Annotated in this window: 17 protein-coding genes; 1 reads left to right on the top strand and 16 read right to left on the bottom strand. The window is 45.9% G+C overall.

What is annotated here, in order from left to right:
- Nucleotides 1-8 precede the first annotated feature (8 nt).
- The 8 genes from FOF60_RS09445 to FOF60_RS09410 form a co-directional block, all read right to left on the bottom strand.
- Nucleotides 9-1,004: an alpha-ketoacid dehydrogenase subunit beta gene (locus FOF60_RS09445; protein ID WP_192471406.1), complete on the bottom strand. Its 996-nt coding sequence runs from the start codon at nucleotides 1,002-1,004 to the stop codon at nucleotides 9-11.
- Complete coding sequence (gene pdhA / locus FOF60_RS09440; protein WP_192471247.1) at nucleotides 1,004-2,071, bottom strand: pyruvate dehydrogenase (acetyl-transferring) E1 component subunit alpha; 1,068 nt, start codon at nucleotides 2,069-2,071, stop codon at nucleotides 1,004-1,006. The genes FOF60_RS09445 and pdhA overlap by 1 nt, the downstream gene beginning before the upstream one ends.
- Before the next feature lie 33 nt (nucleotides 2,072-2,104).
- The gene (locus FOF60_RS09435; RefSeq protein ID WP_192471246.1) at nucleotides 2,105-3,211 is read right to left on the bottom strand and encodes a Leu/Phe/Val dehydrogenase; all 1,107 of its coding nucleotides are present in this window, start codon (nucleotides 3,209-3,211) and stop codon (nucleotides 2,105-2,107) included.
- A 61-nt stretch (nucleotides 3,212-3,272) separates the two neighbouring features.
- Entirely contained in the window at nucleotides 3,273-3,662 is a 390-nt protein-coding gene (locus FOF60_RS09430; RefSeq protein WP_192471405.1) for a thioesterase family protein, read from the bottom strand.
- 178 nt (nucleotides 3,663-3,840) lie between these two features.
- Nucleotides 3,841-4,635, bottom strand: a complete 795-nt coding sequence (locus FOF60_RS09425) for an ABC transporter ATP-binding protein (protein WP_192471245.1) — start codon at nucleotides 4,633-4,635, stop codon at nucleotides 3,841-3,843.
- Nucleotides 4,610-5,641, bottom strand: coding sequence for an ABC transporter permease (locus FOF60_RS09420; protein WP_192471244.1), 1,032 nt, complete (start codon nucleotides 5,639-5,641; stop codon nucleotides 4,610-4,612). The genes FOF60_RS09425 and FOF60_RS09420 overlap by 26 nt, the downstream gene beginning before the upstream one ends.
- An 18-nt stretch (nucleotides 5,642-5,659) precedes the next feature.
- Complete coding sequence (locus FOF60_RS09415) at nucleotides 5,660-6,658, bottom strand: ABC transporter substrate-binding protein (RefSeq protein WP_192471243.1); 999 nt, start codon at nucleotides 6,656-6,658, stop codon at nucleotides 5,660-5,662.
- A gap of 509 nt (nucleotides 6,659-7,167) precedes the next feature.
- The gene (locus FOF60_RS09410; RefSeq protein ID WP_192471242.1) at nucleotides 7,168-8,115 is read right to left on the bottom strand and encodes an NAD(P)H-dependent flavin oxidoreductase; all 948 of its coding nucleotides are present in this window, start codon (nucleotides 8,113-8,115) and stop codon (nucleotides 7,168-7,170) included.
- A 73-nt stretch (nucleotides 8,116-8,188) separates the two neighbouring features.
- Between FOF60_RS09410 and FOF60_RS09405 the strand changes: the two genes are divergently transcribed.
- On the top strand, nucleotides 8,189-8,710 hold the full coding sequence (locus FOF60_RS09405; protein ID WP_192471241.1) for a gamma carbonic anhydrase family protein: 522 nt from the start codon (nucleotides 8,189-8,191) through the stop codon (nucleotides 8,708-8,710).
- A 54-nt stretch (nucleotides 8,711-8,764) separates the two neighbouring features.
- Here FOF60_RS09405 and FOF60_RS09400 read toward each other — a convergent pair whose 3' ends face one another.
- From FOF60_RS09400 to FOF60_RS09365, 8 genes are all read right to left on the bottom strand, one after another.
- Complete coding sequence (locus FOF60_RS09400) at nucleotides 8,765-9,439, bottom strand: NAD(P)H-dependent oxidoreductase (protein ID WP_192471240.1); 675 nt, start codon at nucleotides 9,437-9,439, stop codon at nucleotides 8,765-8,767.
- Between the two features lie 59 nt (nucleotides 9,440-9,498).
- Nucleotides 9,499-10,536, bottom strand: a complete 1,038-nt coding sequence (locus FOF60_RS09395; RefSeq protein WP_192471239.1) for a DmpA family aminopeptidase — start codon at nucleotides 10,534-10,536, stop codon at nucleotides 9,499-9,501.
- A gap of 500 nt (nucleotides 10,537-11,036) precedes the next feature.
- Nucleotides 11,037-11,912, bottom strand: a complete 876-nt coding sequence (paaX, locus tag FOF60_RS09390) for a phenylacetic acid degradation operon negative regulatory protein PaaX (protein WP_192473309.1) — start codon at nucleotides 11,910-11,912, stop codon at nucleotides 11,037-11,039.
- A 131-nt stretch (nucleotides 11,913-12,043) separates the two neighbouring features.
- Nucleotides 12,044-12,820 (bottom strand): enoyl-CoA hydratase-related protein, encoded by a 777-nt coding sequence (locus FOF60_RS09385; protein ID WP_192473310.1) that lies wholly within the window; start codon nucleotides 12,818-12,820, stop codon nucleotides 12,044-12,046.
- Nucleotide 12,821: 1 nt separating this feature from the next.
- Entirely contained in the window at nucleotides 12,822-14,030 is a 1,209-nt protein-coding gene (gene pcaF, locus FOF60_RS09380; RefSeq protein ID WP_192473311.1) for a 3-oxoadipyl-CoA thiolase, read from the bottom strand.
- Nucleotides 14,031-14,042: 12 nt separating this feature from the next.
- Complete coding sequence (locus FOF60_RS09375; RefSeq protein ID WP_225650427.1) at nucleotides 14,043-14,906, bottom strand: 3-hydroxyacyl-CoA dehydrogenase; 864 nt, start codon at nucleotides 14,904-14,906, stop codon at nucleotides 14,043-14,045.
- A gap of 67 nt (nucleotides 14,907-14,973) precedes the next feature.
- Nucleotides 14,974-16,491 (bottom strand): aldehyde dehydrogenase family protein, encoded by a 1,518-nt coding sequence (locus FOF60_RS09370; RefSeq protein WP_192473312.1) that lies wholly within the window; start codon nucleotides 16,489-16,491, stop codon nucleotides 14,974-14,976.
- Between the two features lie 35 nt (nucleotides 16,492-16,526).
- Nucleotides 16,527-17,300, bottom strand: a complete 774-nt coding sequence (locus FOF60_RS09365; protein ID WP_192473313.1) for an enoyl-CoA hydratase-related protein — start codon at nucleotides 17,298-17,300, stop codon at nucleotides 16,527-16,529.
- Between the last annotated feature and the right edge of the window lie 10 nt (nucleotides 17,301-17,310).

The following is a 17,310-nucleotide window of genomic DNA, read 5'->3' as shown; positions in this document are numbered from 1 at the left end:
CACGCCTCCTAAAACTTCATTACTTTCTGTATTGCAGCTGCGACTCTTTTCGGTGTCGGCAGATAATGATCCTCAAACCCAAAATACGGTACAGGCGTGTCATAGCCTGTCACTCTTTCGGCCGGAGCTTTTTGGTAAAGAAACGCCTCATCATTGATCAAAGAAATCAAATCACTGCCAGTTCCGCCTGTCGCATGGGCTTCATGGACAATCACCGTGCGCCCTGTTTTCTGTACTGACTCGACGACTAGGTCCTTGTCGATTGGATAAAGTGTCCTCAAATCAAGGACCTCGCAATTGATACCCTTTTGCTTCATATCTTCAGCGGCCTTCATCGCTACTGGTACCATCGCGCCCCAGGCAATGACCGTCACATCTTCGCCTTCTGTCAGCTTCTTTCCTTTACCGATTTCAACTGTATACTTCCCTTCCGGAACCTCACCACGTGAAGAACGATAACTTCTCATCGGCTCTAAAAAGAGGACAGGGTCGGGATCTTCAATTGCAGCAATCATCAGCCCTTTTGCATCATAAGCATTGGATGGACAGACTACCTTCATTCCTGGCATATGGGTAAAAAGGGATTCAGTGCTGTCACAATGAATTTCAGGTGCACGCACACCGGCCCCATATGGAGCGCGAATCACCATCGGAACAGTAAAATGGCCAAGAGTTCTCATCCGCAGTCTTGAAGCATGGGTCATGATTTGTTCATAGGCAGGATAAATAAAGCCCAGGAACTGAATTTCCACAACGGGACGGAATCCGTTCACTGCCATGCCAATCGCTGCCCCAACAAAGCCTGCTTCGCTTAAAGGCGTATCGATCACGCGGTCCTCCCCATATTTCTCCTGAAGACCATCAGTAGCGCGGAATACTCCGCCGTTTTTTCCGATATCTTCACCTAGAAGGATGACTTCCTTGCTTTCATCCAGCATCGTATCAAGTCCTTCGGTGATCGCCTGGATAAGCGTTAAAGTCTTTGTCTGCACTGCTGTTTCCATCATGACTCACCTCCGATCAATTCTAGATACTCCCGCTTTTGCTTCTCGATTGTCCATGTAGGTTTCTCAAAGACATAGTCAAAGATCACAGCCGGGTCAGCTTTAGGGAATTTCTCCATTTCCTGTACAGCTGCGTCAATTTCTGCCGCTGCCTGTCCTTCTATTTCCGTCACCCATGCTTCATCGTAGAGCCCTTCATTTTTCAGCCAGCGTTCCAGTCTTAGCAAAGGATCTGTCTCCATTCGCTTGAGCGCACTTTCACCTTGATCACGATATTTTGATGCATCGTCAGCAGTGGTATGGGACCCATAACGCCAGGTCAGCGCTTCAATCAATGTTGGACCCTCGCCATTCCGGGCACGTTCAAGTGCCTTTTCCGTTTCAGCAAACACGGCAAAAACATCGTTGCCATCAACTCTCACACCTGGAATATCATAGGCAAGCGCTTTTTGTGCAATGGTTGCAGAGTTCATCTGTTTGCTAATAGGGACTGATATTGCATATTGATTATTCTGGCAAAAATAGACGACCGGTGATTTGAAGACGCTGGCAAAGTTCAAGCCTTCATGAAAATCACCTTCCGAGGTCGCACCATCACCGAAATAACAAATGGCCGCATTCTTTGTACCTTTTTGCTTTTCGGCAAATGCTGCACCTGCAGCGTGTGGAATCTGCGTTGCAATCGGTATGGCCGGTGGAAAAATCTTTTTCCCATCCGGCGGAACGCATCCTTCATTTCGTCCATTCCAGAACAGCAGAATATTCCTGAGCGAGTGGCCGAACACCGTTGCTGCTCCATGATCACGGTACGTCGGGAACATCCAGTCATCACTTTCGAGTGCTAAAGCCGTTCCTACCTGGGAAGCTTCCTGTCCTTCAAATGGAGCGTATGTCCCGATTCGCCCCTGACGCTGGAGACTGATGGATTTCCTGTCCAGCGTCCGGATCCTTACCATTTCCGAATAAAATTTCTTCACTCGCTCTTCAGTCACCAAATCTTTATATTTCTCAGACACAATGTTTCCGTTCTGGTCCATCACTTGAAAAATCGGAAAATCCTTTTCCATCGGCTCACCCTTTTTTAAAAGTCTATGATTCTATTACATCCTCACTGCCCATTTTGGACGCTTCATATGAGAGAAGAAGCTGTTGCGTCTTGTTCTGGCTTCGATCCTGTTTTCACAGAATTTATTCGCTGCTTCAACAGTCGTAATTCCTTCACTCTCTGCCTGCCTGTAAATATTTAAAAGAGAATTATAGATAGCCTTCGTCTTTTTCAAGACCCGCTCTTTGTTTGGCGAATAAAGTTCATCCGCAACCTGGATTAATCCGCCTGCATTGACGATGTAATCAGGCGCATAAAGAATTCCCTTTTCCTGAAGGATATGACCGTGCTGTTCTTCCTTGAGCTGATTGTTCGCAGAACCCACGACTGCTTTTACCTGCAATTGTGGAATTGTGTCATCGTTGATGATTCCGCCCATTGCGCACGGGATGAAAATGTCCGCAGGCTGGGAATAAATTTCGTCACTGTTAACGACTTTGATTCCTGCTCCCATTTCCTTCGCTTTTTGGACAATCTGGTCGATTGCTTTTTGATTGATGTCTGTAACATACAGGTCTGCACCATTTTCCAGAAGGTATTCTGCAACCTTGTAGCCTACCTTGCCCAGTCCCTGGATCGCATAGGATTTACCGGACAAATCATCCGTATCCCATAGAGCTTTGCTCGTTGCCTGCAATCCAAAAATTACACCCTGCGCTGTTGGGACTGAAGAGTCGCCGCTTCCGCCATACACTTCATCGACGCCAACGATGCAATTCGTTTCTTTTAATGCGTGGACAAAATCTTCCGGATCCGTCCCCATGTCTGTTCCTGTATAAAAACGGCCCTGGATCGACTCTACAAACTGGCCAAATGCCCTGAATAATTCCGGACTCTTATCCTTGGTAGGATCACCAATGATGACAGCCTTCCCGCCGCCGAAGTCGACGTCAGCCGCTGCACACTTGTACGTCATGCCCTTTGAAAGCCGCAGTACATCTTCAAGTGCATCGTCGACTGTTTTATAAGGGTACATGCGGCAGCCGCCTAATGCTGGTCCCAACCGTGTACTATGAATCGCTATAATCGCCTTTAATCCAGTTGCTTCATCATTACAAAAAACAACTTGCTCGTGCTCACGAATTTGTTCAAACATATCCATTGTGCTTTCCCCCTTTATTCCGTTAAACCATGTTAGCGCTTACATTTTTGCGCAAAAATTTTTAGCTTCCAGTAATTAATTCAGTTATCTTCTCTTTAGGAAGGACCACTTGCTTTACTTCCCCTATTCCTATAAGGCGACCTTTGCTTTCTGCCCTTATATTAGTAAGAATGGTATTGTCCTGCAGCCCTGTGACGGTAGCAGTAATCGTTACCTCAGCTCCTTCGGTGCATGGAGCGATGTGTTTAACAGTCACCGCACCTCCCATTCCTTCTTCATGATCCTCTAAAAAGGGAATGATAATTTGCCGTGAAACCCATTCCATGTGATACACCATCGAAACCGTGGAGTATACTGGATGGACGACTTTTCCCTCAAAGCGGGCAAACATATCTGGTGTAACAATGACATCGATGGAGGCCGTATGCCCAGCGATCAAGCCATCTAGCATCATATCCCACCTTTCCAAGTTGCAAATATGTATAACGTTTATTTAACGCTATCATAACATTTCGTTAAATAAATGGTCAATAAATTGTAAGAAATTTTGGTATTTTCTTAAAAATAATTTTGATATAATATTTAGCTAACAAAAAACAACCAGCTCAAAATAGCTGGTTGTTTTTTGTTTAGCCTAATAAAGCCCGGTCGCTTGCCATCTTTGTTCCGCGGATTCGCTGGAACTCATTTAGCAAGTCTTCGATTGTCAGCTTGGCTTTTTGTTCTTCGTTTACCTCGAGGATGATCTGGCCTTTGTCCATCATGATCAGCCTGTTGCCGAGGTCTAGTGCCTGCTGCATATTGTGCGTGACCATCAATGTAGTGAGATGGTATTTGTCGACGATTTCTTTTGTTAGATTGGTGATTAACTCGGCACGCGCAGGATCGAGTGCCGCGGTATGCTCATCCAGTAAAAGAATGGATGGTTCTGTGAATGTAGCCATCAATAAGGATAACGCCTGGCGTTCTCCTCCTGATAACAGGCCAACCTTCGCATTCAGGCGGTTTTCAAGGCCCAGGTGCAGCGATTCAAGTACTTCCTGGAAAAGCTCACGACGTTTTTTCGTGACGCCTCGACGCAGGGAACGTCGCTTGTTCCTTGAATAGGCAATGGCCAGGTTTTCTTCAATTGTCATGCTTGGTGCAGTGCCGGCCATTGGATCCTGAAATACACGGCCAATCAATTTTGAGCGGTTGTACTCGGTCATGTAGGTTACATCCTTACCGTCCAGTTCCACCTGACCATGGTCTGGAATCATGACACCGGAGATCACATTCATTAAAGTAGATTTTCCGGCTCCGTTACTGCCGATGACTGTGACAAAGTCTCCCTTTTCCAGGGTGAGATTAATATTGTCCAGGGCGATCTTTTCATCTGGAGTACCCTCATTGAAGACTCTATGAATCTGATTTAAGTGCAGCACCAGCCTCACCCTTTCGTTCAGAAGGAATAGCTGCCATCTGCATGTGCTCAAGCTGCCTTTTTACCTTCCGTTTTTTCTCTTTATAGCCTTCTATCATTTTCGGAGCAGTCAATGCCAGGATTACGATAATTGCCGTGATCAGCTTCATGTCGCCTGGCTCGAGGAACTCCACCCGTAATGCCAGTGTGACAACAATTCGGTAGATGATAGCCCCGCCAATAACAGCGAGTGTTGTTCTTGCAATCGACTTTGTACCAAACAGTGCTTCACCAATGATGACTGAAGCAAGACCGATGATGATCATTCCGATACCCATGCCGACATCCGCAAAACCACCCTGCTGGGCGATTAAAGCGCCTGAAAAAGCCACCATCGCATTCGAAAGGCCAAGGCCAAGGATGATCATCAGGTTTGTATTGGATGAGAAGCTGCGGATCATTCTCTTGTTATCACCAGTTGCCCGGATTGCAAGTCCAAGTTCTGTTTTAAGGAATGCATCCGTAAGGAATTTAATTGCCAGCGTTACGACAATCATGAACAGGAGGATTCCCCATGTCCTTGGGAGACTGTCGCCAAGGCCGACTGCCGTAAGGATTCCATTGAAGAATCCATCAATTCCCGTCTTATCGAAAAAGTCCCGAACCGCTGTCATGGCAGTATCCGTGTTCAGCAAAGGGACATTCGACTTACCCATTATTCTTAGATTGATAGAATATAAGGCAATCATCATCAGGATCCCCGACAGAAGCGCATTAACCTTACCTACTGTATGAATGATGCCTGTCAAGCATCCAGCGATGAATCCGGCAACTAGTGCCACCATTGTAGCAGCAAATGGGTTTGAACCATTTACAATCATGATGGCGGCGACCGCAGCTCCAGTTACGAAGCTGCCGTCAACCGTCAAATCCGGAAAATCAAGTACCCGAAAGGATAAGTATACACCCAGAGCCATGATGGCATAGATAATGCCGGACTCAAATGCTCCAAATATTGAAGTAAACAAGTTGAATCATCCTTTCTTTTATTCTTCGTAGAACTCTGCGTCGTCTCCCCATTCTTCCTTGACTTCAACACCCTGCTCCTCAGCAGCTTTTTTGTTGATTGTCAGTGTTAAAGATTCAGGAAGCTCAACAGGAATCTCAGAAGCTTTCTTATTGCCAGATAAAATTTCAGCAGCCATCAAGCCCGACTGGTAACCAATGTCATAGTAATTGAAACCGCTGGCTGCAACAGCGCCGCGCTTCATGGAATCTAGCTCACCAACGAATAACGGGATCTTTTTGCCATTAGCTACAGAAATAACAGATTCAAGCGCAGAAACGACTGTATTATCCGTAGGGACATAGATGGCATCAACACGTCCGACAAGGGATTCTGCAGCCTGCTTAACTTCAGCTGATGTAGAGATTGAGGCTTCAACAACCTTAGCTCCATTTGCTTCCGCAAGCTTCTTTACTTCCTTCAACTGGACTTCAGAGTTCTGCTCGCCAGCGTTATAAATGACGCCGATTTTCTTTGCGCCAATTTCATTCGTCATGAAGTCAATTGTCTTTTTGGTAGCATCCGGATGGTTGTCGGTCGTACCAGTGATATTGTCGCCAGGCTTATCGAATGCTTCAACAAGCCCCGCCCCAACCGGATCTGTCACTGATGTGAAAATGATTGGAATGTCCTTCGTCGCATTAAGTGCTGCGACCGCACTTGGTGTAGCATTAGCGAAGATGAGGTCGACTTTATCACCGACAAAATTATTCGCGATACTTGCTGTGTTATTCATGTCTGCCTGTGCGTTCTGGAAGTCATATGTTACATTGTCTCCCTCTTTGAACCCTTTGTCCTCAAGAGCTTTCTTAAATCCTTCGGTTGCGGCATCAAGCGATGGATGCTCCGCAAATTGCGTCAGGCCAATCTTGTACTGATCTTTGTCAGAAGATCCATTTGATGCTTCATTTCCTCCGCAGCCAGCCATGAACAAGGCACTGGCCAGAACAAGAGAAATAGCTTTTACTGATTTTTTCATAATAATCCCCCTTGAATATTTTTTAACCGGCAGTAAACTATGTAGACTTAAATTTCAAAGCAGCCGGAACGCACCAAAATTGAAAACATTAGGCAAAGATCTGGAAGTCCATTTATAACTTGAGGCAGTGGGTGTCCATTTAAAGCTTTAGCTAAGAAACTGGATGTATTTTTTGAAAGCGATTCCAAAAAGTATGATATCCACTATAGACACCGTAAATATAACGTTATATTAACACCAGCAATAAATTAAAGTCAATAAAATTCCGAAAATTTAGTATGTTATGATATTTAATTATTAAACCATCACTTTAATAAACTATCAAGATGTTTTTTAAAAATAATTTAACTTTTTCGCTTTTATGCACGAAAGCGATGTATAAACACCTGTTTTATAGACTTTTGCAGCCTCAACCATTTAAAAAGTTCAGGTATGGACATCAAATAAAAAAACATTTTTTACAAAAAACTAAAAAAGTGCGCTCCCTGATTGGAGCACACTTCTCAAAATTATAGTAAGAGTTCTGCAACTTTTAACCGATCTTTTGCTTCCTTTACCATTCGATCCAATAATTCATCTACTGACGGGATATCAGAAACAAGTCCAGACACCTGGCCTCCATTCATAAACCCGTTATCTTCGCTTCCTTCCAATGCCCCTTTTTTATGTATTTCCTCAGTTGTCAGTTCGGCAAATTCTTCTGGAGTAAGACCCTGTTTTTCTGCCTCCAGCAGTCTCCCTGCATAAGAGGTATTCAGCAGTCTGCGAATTCTTCCGACAGATCTGCCGACTATTACTGTCTCATGATCACTTGCCTGCAAAAGCTTCTGCTTGTAGTTTTCATGGAAAGGAGCTTCCTTTGTAGCGATGAATCTTGTTCCCATTTGGACGCCGCTCGCTCCAAGTGCCAGCATGGCAGCAAGGCCCTTGCCATCCCCAATTCCTCCCGCCGCAACAACCGGTATGTTCACCTGTGCAACAATCTGAGGAATCAATGCCAGCGTCGTTGTTTCGAGATTCGAGTTAATGCCCGCTGCTTCATACCCCTCAGCTACTAAGATATCAGCACCTGCAGCTTCGGCTTTCTTTGCTTGCTTTACAGATGCGACCACGGTAATAATCTTAATTCCAGCCTCTTTCAGCTTAGGAATGAAAGGTGCAGGATTCCCTGCTGATAATGTTACTGCCTGCACTTTATGCTTGACAGCCAGGCGCAGGATTTCCACCACATTCGGTGAAACACTTAAGGCCACATTCACTGAAAAAGGCTTCGATGTCCTCGTTTTCGTTTCAAGAATAATTTGCTCCACTTCTTCAGCTGACATCGTACCGGCACCTATCGTTCCAAGGCCGCCAGCTTCGGAAACAGCAGCTGTCAAAATGGCATTGCTTATGTTCCCCATTCCACCCTGGATGATTGGATATTTTATGCCCAGAACAGTAGTAATTCCATTCACAAAAATTCCCCCTTCGTTAAATTAATGTTATACTAGTTCTAAAATTATGACAATTGAAAAAGGGGGATTTTCATTGATTCTAAGTTATTCCGATAAAAGCCCGGTCGTTGATGAAACAGTTTTCCAGGCACCCGGCAGTTTCATCATCGGCGACGTAAAAATCGGCAAGAATTCCAGCGTTTGGTTCAATGCAGTTTTACGCGGGGATGAAGATACAATCACTATAGGCGACAGCTGCAGCATCCAGGATAACGTCACGTGCCATCTTTATGAAGGCTCGCCACTTGTCATTGAAGACGAGGTCACGGTCGGCCATAACGCCATCCTTCATGGCTGCACCATCAAGAAACGATGCATTATCGGAATGGGCTCGACCATCCTTGATGGAGCCGAAATCGGGGAAGAATGTATTATCGGAGCCAATACTTTGATACCTGCGGGAAAAAAAATACCGCCGCGGTCTCTTGTTGTCGGATCACCCGGGAAAGTCGTCAGGGAGATCGGCGATAAAGATCTGGAGCTGATTCAACTATCGATCGATACATATGTTCAAAAGGGGAAGGAATATCGGGAGAGCTTAAAGGAGATTAAATAAAGAGTAAGAGCCTGGCAGACAGCCAGGCTCTTTGTTTTGATAGCAGCTATACTATTATACCCATTTAACTATGTCATCCAATGGGCGTCTTGTCTTTGGATTCGGTTCTTTTACGCGATAGCCAAACGCACACATGACGGAAATTCCGAAATGGCCATCATCCAGCAATCCTTCATCAGCGAGAAGTTTGTTCATATTTTCAAAATTGAAACCTTCAATCGGACAGGAATCAATACCGATTTGCGCTGCTGCCGTCATCATATTAGCCAGGACGATATACGTTTGCCTGCACGCCCAATCAAACAGCGGGCGGTCTCCGTCGAGCAATTTAAAATCAGACTTCTGGAATTCCTCAATTCGCTTGAGGTAATTCGCCATGAATTCCTCAGGCATCTTTTTCTTGTTTCTAAAATGATCCTGAAGATATTCAGAATCATATTTAGTATCAACTTTTGTCCTCGCAAGGATAATCACAAAATGACTTGCTTCCGGAAGCTTTCCATACGCTCCCCAGGCAGTATTTTTCACTTTCTCGCGAAGCTCTTCACTCTGTACAACAAGGAAGCGCCACGGTTCAAAACCAAAAGAGCTTGGAGATAACTGGCCGGTCTCCAGGATAAAACGGAAGTCATCCTCTGGAATCTTTTTGCTTGGATCAAATTCCTTTGTGGCATGCCTAAAATGGAAAGCATCAAGAATCTCCTGCTTCAAAGTTGCTTTGTCTCGCATATGTAACTCTCCTCCCAGGTTATGTTTTTCTTAACTTATCACATTTCTCCTAATATTGCCTACAAAAAAGGGTAAGCTTCAACAACTCTGCCTTTTCTCCCTTTAGTCGTTTCAGCCTGTGATAGGGAGTTCAGGATTGCTTCTTCTGTTGCTTCTGCTGCAGCCGTGAATAGATCGTTCATTAATGGATGGTCATCCCTGATCATGCTGCTTGATTGAATGTATTCGTCTGAATCGTGCATTGTTTTATTGGCAGTTGAAAAAGCAATCACAATATCGCCGCTTCCATGACTGTAATGACTGCCGGTCCGGCCCAGGCCGATTCCACACCTCTTTGCCATGCGCAACAGCTGCCGGTCGCTTAACGGTGCATTTGTTGCAAGAATAATCATGATGGAACCGTCTGCCGTTTCGGCAATTCCTGTTTTTATTGATTCAATGTTATATTTCCCTGCCATAAACTCTTCTTTTTTGCCGAAATTGCTGAGCACCAGACAGCCAATCATATGTGGATCATCTGCTTCGATCATTCTGGATGCTGTACCTATGCCGCCTTTATGACCGAAACAAACCATTCCTTTTCCCGCTCCAACGGCACCTTCTTCTGCCGGAATTGCTGAAGCTTTCTTAATTGCCTGTATGGCATTTTCCGGCTTTACCGGAAAAAGACGAATCGAGTTTAAATAGCTGTCATTGCATTCACCGACGACAATATTGATCGTGCCCGTCGTCTCGCCAATCTCTTCATTTTCAGCAAGCATGTACTCCAGGGTACCCTGGGTGACAGCCGGCACTCCTAAGGTATTCGTCAGCATAATGGGTGACTCGATCGTTCCGAGTTCATTCACCTGGACGAGGCCCGTCGTCTTCCCAAAACCGTTTAGGACATAGCTGGCGGCGGTAACTTTTTCTTTGAACAAATTCCCTCCATGCGGCAGAATTGCCGTCACACCAGTACAGGCATACTCCTCACCTTTGTCATCCAGAGGATAATCCAATGTTACATGGCCGACCATTAAACCAGGTACATCTGTTATACAGTTATTGGTCCCAGGGGACATCCTGCCAACTATTATGCCTCTGTCTCGTACTTTCATGTTAATCCTCCTAGAACATCCTTTTGGGAAAATAGCTGTTATTCTTTACACAGATCAAATGCGGCTTCTTATGACAACTTTTCCTCTTTCCATTGCAAACCTGTCTGAAGTTCGGGCTTCTTGTGACAGCTTTTCTGTGTTTCACGCAAAACCTGTCTTAAGTTAGGCTTTCTTTTGACAGCTTTGCTGCATTTGATGCCAGACCTGTCTTAAGTCGGGCTTTCTTTTGACAGCTTTTCTCCATTTCACGCCAAACCTGTCTTAAGTTGGCCTTTCTTTTGACAGCTTTTCTCCATTTCACGCCAAACCTGTTTTAAGTTGGCCTTTCTTTTGACAGCTTTGCTGCATTTGATGCCAGACCTGTCTTAAGTCGGGCATTCTTTTGACAGCTTTTCCTCTTCCTACGCCAAACCTGTCATAAGTTGAAGATACCTAAAACAGCTTAACCATCGACAATGATGAAAGAAAGCCATCCTAGACAGCGCAAGGATGGCATAAAACTATTCTAGTATATACGGGTGGTCCATGACGTTATAGTCCACGTCTTTATGCTTGATTTCGTTTCCTTCTTTGAAGACGGACTCGAAAAAGCGGGATGCAGGTTCGGCAAGTTCTTTGTAGTATTCGCTGAACAATGCGGCGGCGTGGCTACCCAGCCATTTTTCCGGCAAAAGCTCCTCAGGGAGACCCGGGTCAAAAAAGAGGAACTTCCTGTATTCATGTACCAGCTTTGTGCGCTCCACGAAGCATTCGGCGTCGGACATGCTCCCTTTTTGGATTTTGTTTTTATCGATGATGTATTTCTGGCTGTACTCACTGATGAAATCGTGGTATTTGGCATTAATCTCTTTTAAGTCCCAGCTTTTTTCAACAAGCCGAAGATTTTCATGCGGACCTTTGTACTCGGCTACAAAGAAATCGACATATTGTTCGATTTCGTATTTCTCGATCAGGTCCCTGACCTGTCTTTCGAGATTATTGGCTGAAATCCAGAAGCTGTTCGACATCGATCCAAAGCCGCTCCATATCAGTTCCTTGCGCAATTCGTCGCGGACATTGCGGATTTCCTCAGGAATGGTGTACATGAGGATTCTCCATTTTCCGTCCCATTCCTCTGGCTTCAACTTAAAAATACGCTTGCCCGCCTCGTCAATCCTTTTCTGACCGCGCGGTGTCAGGGAGTAATAGCTCTTGTTGCCAATTTTTTCAGCCTGGACCCAGCCCTGTTTATTCATGCGTGAAATAGCCGCTCTCACCGACTGGTCATTATGTCCAAATTCATTCAGCAGCCGAATCAGGCTGCCAATCCAAATCTTGCTCCCATAATGGGAGATATAGTCACCGTATAAGGTGAAAATCATTGATCTAGTATTCAAGCTTATGTCATCCTCATCCGTTTTTGATATACGTAATAAAACCGTTATAGAATATTTTACAGTATTATCATTATTTTGCAAAAACTTTTTGCTTAAAAAGTGAAAAACCATAGGGATTTCTCCCTATGGATTTACTGTGCCGTAAAAACAGCCTTGCGTTTTTCACTGAAGGCATTTAACGCTTCCACTCGATCCTTTGTTGGAATGGTTACTTCATAAGCTTTGGATTCGATTGCCAGCCCTGTCTGCAGGTCGGTGCTGCTGCCATGATGGATGGCATATTTTGCCTGTCTCACGGCAATTGGCGCATTCTGGAGGATTTCCTGAGCAAGCTCCTTGCAGGCTGCCATGACATTCTCTTTTGATTCCACCGCTGTAAGAATTCCCAGTTCATAAGCCTTCTCAGCGGAAATTTTTCTCGCTGTAAAAATCAGTTCCTTCGCCTTCATCTCACCAATCAGCCTGGACAGACGCTGTGTACCGCCTGCACCCGGAATAATGCCCCAGCTCACCTCTGTCATGCCCATCAAGGCATTGTCTGCAGCAATTTTAAAGTCACAGGCGAGCATCAGTTCGAAACCACCGCCAAAAGCAAAGCCGTTGACAGCGGCAATCGTCGGCTGCGGCAGGTCGGCAATCGCGCTGAAAACATCGCGGATCTTCTTTACATTGCGGCGCACTTCCGCATCTGTAAGATGCTTCCTTTCTTTCAGATCGGCGCCTGCACTGAAGGCTTTCTCCCCTGCTCCGGTAAAAATAACTACTCTGACGTCTGTATCAGTATGCAGTCTGTCTACTAAATCGCCCAGCTCCTGAAGCGTTTCAAAATTGAAACAGTTCAGTGATTCCGGCCGGTCAAGCGTTACATAGGCTATATGTTGCTCTTTCTGGAATTTGATGTTGTTCATTTTATTTCTCTCCTATATTCTCGATAATCGTGGCAATTCCCTGGCCAACACCTACACACATAGTCGCAAGTCCATACCTGGAATCCCGCTTTTTCATTTCATATAAAAGGGTTGTCAAAATACGGGCACCGCTTGCACCGAGCGGATGGCCGAACGCAATGGCCCCGCCGTTTACATTGACCTTAGATTGATCCAGCCCAAGCTCCTGAATGCAGCCGAGGGATTGGGCAGCAAACGCCTCGTTCAACTCAATCAAATCCATATCTTCAACAGACAGATTCGCACGCTTCAGAGCCTTTTGAACAGCATAAACAGGGCCCATGCCCATGATGGAAGGCTCCAATCCCGCTGTCGCTGATACAATATATTTTGCCAGTGGCTTCAAACCAAGCTCAACAGCCTTCTCTCGGCTCATCAAAAGGAGTGCAGACGCACCGTCGTTCACTCCAGAAGCATTGCCTGCCGTTACCGTTCCATCCTTGAACAAAGGCTTTAGCTTTGCCAGCTTTTCAATGGTTGTTCCTGGCCGTGGATGTTCATCAGAGTCAATCACAGCCTTGTTCCCTTTTTTATCTTCGTAAACAACAGGAACGATCTCGTTTTCAAATCGCCCGGCTTCCACTGCTTTCTGTGCGCGAAGCTGGCTTTCTGCTGCAAATTCGTCCTGGGCTTCCCTGGAAATGCTATACTTTTTCGCGACATTCTCTGCTGTCTCCGGCATGCTGTCCGTTCCGTACATTTCCTTCAGCTTGGTGTTTACGAAACGCCATCCGATTGTCGTATCGAACATCTCCATATTGCCGCGAGGGAAATCTTTTTCCGGCTTGGCCATCACGAATGGCGCTCTTGTCATGCTTTCCGTTCCTCCGGCGATGAAAATGTCGCCTTCACCGGCCAATATCGCTCTGGCCGCATAGTTGACAGCATCCAGACCAGAACCGCATAATCGGTTGATGGTTGTCCCGGCAACTTCGACAGGCAGTCCAGCCAACAGTCCTGACATCCTTGCAACGTTGCGATTATCTTCGCCTGCCTGGTTCGCATTCCCCAAAACTACTTCTTCAATTTCAGCTGCAGTCACATCTGGATTACGGTCCATCAACGCCTTGATAACAATTGCCCCTAAATCATCCGGGCGGATATGACGGAGACTTCCGTTGTATCTTCCAATCGGTGTTCTTACTGCATCAACAATCACAACTTCTCTCATCGCCATCCTCCTCTACTTCGTCGTCACAGATTCTCGATAGTCGTACACACCGCGTCCAGTCTTCCTGCCAAGACGGCCAGCTTTAACGTATTGCTCAAGCAATGGTGCCGGGCGGTATTTTTCACCGAGCTTCTCATGGAGGTATTTCAAATTGTTCAAGCGTGTATCCAGCCCAACAAGATCACCCAACTCGAATGGCCCCATCGGATAATTCAATCCAAGCTTAATTGCCTTATCGATATCCTCCGGGCTGCCCAACCCTTCCTGCAGCATGTAAAAGGCTTCGTTGCCGACTAACGCGCTGATCCGGCTTGTCACGAAACCGGGAAATTCGTTGACGATGACTGTTTCTTTTCCCATCTGGATTGCCGCTTTCTGGATTGCTTCAGCTGTTTCATTGCTCGTTTCCAGACCTCGGATAATTTCTACAAGCGGCATTTTGTGGACCGGATTGAAGAAATGCATCGCGATGACCTTCTCAGGACGCTTCGTAAAAGAGGCAATTTCAGTAGGGCTCATTGTCGATGTATTGGACGCAAACAGGCAATGTTCAGGAGCATGCTGGTCTATCACTTCGAAAATCGTTTTCTTTATATCTATTTTTTCAGGCACGGCTTCTATGACCAGGTCAGCATCCTTCACATTATCAGCAAGGAAATTCGAATATTTCAGTCTTGTTTTAGCGGACTCTGCGTCTTCTAGCGCGATTTTCCCTCTGGCAATCCCCTTATCAAAAATGCTGTTGATTTCTTGTTCGGCGTTAAGAAGCTGTTTTTCATCAACATCAATCAGGACAGTATTAAAACCGCCCAGGCTGCTGACATAGGCAATTCCTCTTCCCATGACACCCGAACCGATTACGATGAGTTTCTTCATTATATATTCCTCCTGTTCACAAAAACTGAAAGGCGAGCACCCAGGTCGTAGAGTGCTCGCCTCATGATTAAACGTTAAACGGATTTAGCGGGCGGCTGCCGTAATAAGAGACGATACTCTTTGTTTCTGTATATAAATCGAGTGTTTCAATGCTGAGTTCGCGGCCGAATCCGGATTGCTTATAGCCGCCGAATGGTGTGCCCGGGAATGCAGAGAACGGGCAGTTGATCATGACGATCCCCGCCTGGATCTGTTTTGATACCCTTGTTGCACGGCCGTAATCCTTCGTCCAAATGGCAGATCCAAGTCCATATTCACTGTCATTCGCCAGTTTGACAGCTTCTTTTTCATCCTTGAACTTCATGACGACAACAACCGGCCCGAAAATTTCTTCTTTAACAGCCTTCATGCTGTGAGTCGTTTCAGCGATGATGGTAGGTTCATACCAGTAACCATTTTCATAGCCTTCGAGATTCGCAGCTTTTCCTCCTGTTAAAACTTCAGCTCCGTCAGCCACTGCAGATTTTACATATCCATCAATGACATCCATTTGGTCCTGGCTGATGACGGCGCCGACATGAGTTTCCTTTTCAAATGGATTTCCAAGCTTAAGCTGCTTTGTTTTTGTCACGAATTTCTCCATGAACTCATCATATACATCCTCATGGACATACAAACGAGAACGTGCTTCGCATGATTGGCCCGTATTGTAGAAGATCCCGAATAGAGAGCCCGCTACTGCAGCATCGATATCCGCATCTTCAAAAACAATGCTCGGTGACTTTCCGCCAAGTTCAAGAGTCACACGCTTTAGCGTTTGAGAAGCTCTTGCCATGATATCCTTGCCGATTGGCGTTGAACCTGTAAAAGCTACTTTGTCGACTTTATCGTGCTCGACCAGATAGTTCCCCACTACTGAACCAGATCCAGGAATGACGTTCACAACGCCTTCAGGTACACCTGCTTCGATACAGATTTCACCGAGGACGACTGCTGATAATGGTGTCAGTGATGCTGGCTTCACGACAACCGAGCAGCCGACTGCAATCGCAGGAGCAATCTTCCAAGCCGCCATCATCATTGGATAGTTCCAAGGAATGATCTGGGCACAAACGCCGACAGGCTCTTTTTCGGTAATATTCTGGAATGCACCAGGCATGCTGTTCACAGCACCGCGGTGGCTGACAATCGCACCTGCGTAAAACTCGAAATCCTCGATTGCCTGCATTACCTGTCCCTGTGCTGCAGCCAGAGATTTACCTGTATCAAGAATCTCCAACTCTACCAGCTCATTGAAACGGGAGCGCATGATGGAAGCGATCTTATTCAATGTGCGGGAGCGCTTGTTTACAGGGAAATGACGCCACTTCCCAAAATCGAATGCATTTCTTGCAGCCTGTACCGCAAGCTCTGCGTCTTCTTTTGAAGCCTTAGCCACAGTTGCAACTTCCTCGCCTGTCGCCGGATTGTAGACTTTGTACGTTTCACCATTGACGCTGTCCTGGCGTACTCCATTGATGATTAGCTGATATGTCTCGCGTTTTACTGCCATTGCTTCGAATTTTTGCTCTTTTACTGTTGTCACGCGTAACATCTCCTTTTAGTAGATTGATTGATAATTTATTCACCCTTGAAGACTGGTTTTCTTTTTGCCATGAACGCCTGGACGCCTTCTTTATGGTCTGCGGTCTGCCCGGCAATTCGCTGGCTCTGGGCATCTCTTTCCAGATACTCCTCAAAGCTTGTATGCCAGCTTGCCTTCAAGTTCCTTTTGATTAGGCCAATTGCCTTAGTAGGCATATTGGCAAGTCTCTCTGCAAATACAGCAACATTGTCGTTCCAGTTGTCCAATGAGTAGACTTCTGTTACCAGCCCCAGATCCTTTGCCTTGTCTGCAGGAATTTTTTCTCCAAATACAGCAAGCTCCATTGCTTTCGCGTGGCCGATCAGCCGTGGAAGATAATATAGATTGCCGGCGTCAGGAACAAGGCCGACATGGATAAAGGCCTCTACGAAACTAGCTTTTTCAGAAGCAATCCGGAAATCACAGGCAAGCGCTAAGCTCATTCCAGCTCCTGCCGCCACCCCATTAACGGCGGCAATGACCGGTTTTTCACAACGGTCAAGTTCCAAAAGCATCGGATTATAGCGTTTGCGAAGCACTTCGCCATGGTCCATTTCATCTGAAACCCCTGCCAAATCCTCGCCTGAACAAAACGCCCGCCCTGCTCCAGTGATAACCAGCGCTCTAACGTCTTTATCCCGTGAAGCAGACTTGATTGCGGTTTGTATTTCCTTGTTCAATTGCTGAGTGAAGGCATTCAATTTATCAGGGCGGTTCAGGGTGATGTAGGCTACCTGATTCCGCACTTCATATAAAACGGTTTCAAACATGTCTATGTAC

The sequence above is a fragment of the Mesobacillus jeotgali genome, assembly GCF_014856545.2.
Taxonomy (GTDB): Bacteria; Bacillota; Bacilli; order Bacillales; family Cytobacillaceae; genus Mesobacillus.
This window is presented reverse-complemented; position numbering and strand designations above follow the sequence as displayed.